At 75.8% G+C, this 1,526-nt stretch carries 1 protein-coding gene; it reads left to right on the top strand.

All coding sequences use genetic code 11. The annotated features are described in order from the left end of the window. On the top strand, nt 1–1,526 hold a 1,526-nt coding region (locus VF584_16515; protein HEX8211780.1), incomplete at both ends, for a condensation domain-containing protein.

The following is a 1,526-nucleotide window of genomic DNA, read 5'->3' on the forward strand; positions in this document are numbered from 1 at the left end:
TTCGACCTGGGCGGCCACTCGCTGCTGGCCACGCGGGTGGTGGCGCGCGTGCGGGCGGGGATGGGGCGCGAGCTGCCGCTGCGCACGCTGTTCGAGGGGGCCACGCTGGCCGAGGTCGCGCGCGGGCTCACCCGGAGCGGCCAGGAGGAAGAGGAGCCGATCGCGCGGGTGGAGCGCGACGGATCGCTCCCCCTCTCGTTCGCGCAGGAGCGGCTCTGGTTCGTGGAGCAGATGGGGCTGGGCGGGAGCGCCTACAACATTCCCCTCGTCGTGCGTCTGCGCGGGCGGCTGGACGCGGGCGCGCTCCAGCGCGCGCTCACCGGGCTGGCGCGGCGGCACGAGGCGCTGCGCACCACCTTCGCCAGCGACGGAGACGGGCCGGTGCAGGTGATCCACCCCGCGGCCTCCGTCCCCCTCCCGCTGGAGCGGGTGGAGGGCGACGTGCGGGAGCGGCTGCACGCCGAGGCGGCGCGCCCCTTCGACCTGGAGCGCGGCCCCGTCTTCCGCGCGCTGCTGCTGCGGCTGAGCGACGAGGAGCACGTCTTCCTCCTGTGCATGCACCACATCGCGGGCGACGGGTGGAGCATCGGGGTGCTGCTGCGCGAGCTGGGTACGCTGTACGCCGCCGAAGAGTCCGGCCTCGCCGCGCCGCTCGCGGAGCCCCCCATCCAGTACGCGGACTACGCCGCCTGGCAGCGGGAGCACCTCGCCGGCGACCGCCTGGAGCGGGGGCTCGCCTACTGGACGAAGCGGCTGGCCGGCGCGCCCGCGCTGCTGGAGCTGCCGGCGGACCGTCCGCGCTCCGCCGCCTCCGGCCAGCGGGGCGCCAACGAGCGCGCGGAGGTGCCGGGCGGGTGCGCCGCCGCCCTCAGGGCGCTGGCGCGGCAGGAGGGGTGCACCCCCTACACCGTACTCCTGGCCGCCTTCCAGCTCCTCCTGGCCCGGTACTCGGGGCAGGACGACGTGGTGGTGGGCTCGCCCGAGGCGGGGCGGGGGCGGCCGGAGGTGGAAGGGACGGTGGGCTTCTTCGTGAACATGCTCCCCCTGCGCGCCGGCCTGGGGGGCGACCCCACCTTCCGCGCCCTCGTGCGCCGCGTGCGCGAGAGCACGCTGGACGCACTGGCCCACGCCGAGATCCCCTTCGAGCGCGTGGTGGAGGCCGTGGCCCCCGAGCGCCGGGGGAGCTCCGCCCCCCTCTTCCAGGCCGTGTTCATCCAGCAGGATCCCGCGGAGGCGGCCCGGCCGTGGGGCGGGGTCACGGCCGAGTGGATGGAGATCGAGTCCGGCACCAGCAAGTTCGACCTGTCGCTGGCGGTGAGGGACGAGGGGGCGTCGCTTTCCACGTCTCTGCAGTACGCCGCGGATCTATTTGACGCGGCCACCGCCCGGCGGATGCTGGCGCACTACACGCGGCTCCTGGAAGAGGTGGCGGCCCAGCCGGACCTCCCCCTCTCGCGGCTCCCGCTGCTGGACGACGCGGAGCGGCGCCTGGTGGAGGAGTGGAGCGGCGCCCCCGCGGACTTTCC

Source organism: Longimicrobium sp., assembly GCA_036389135.1.
GTDB lineage: Bacteria > Gemmatimonadota > Gemmatimonadetes > Longimicrobiales > Longimicrobiaceae > Longimicrobium.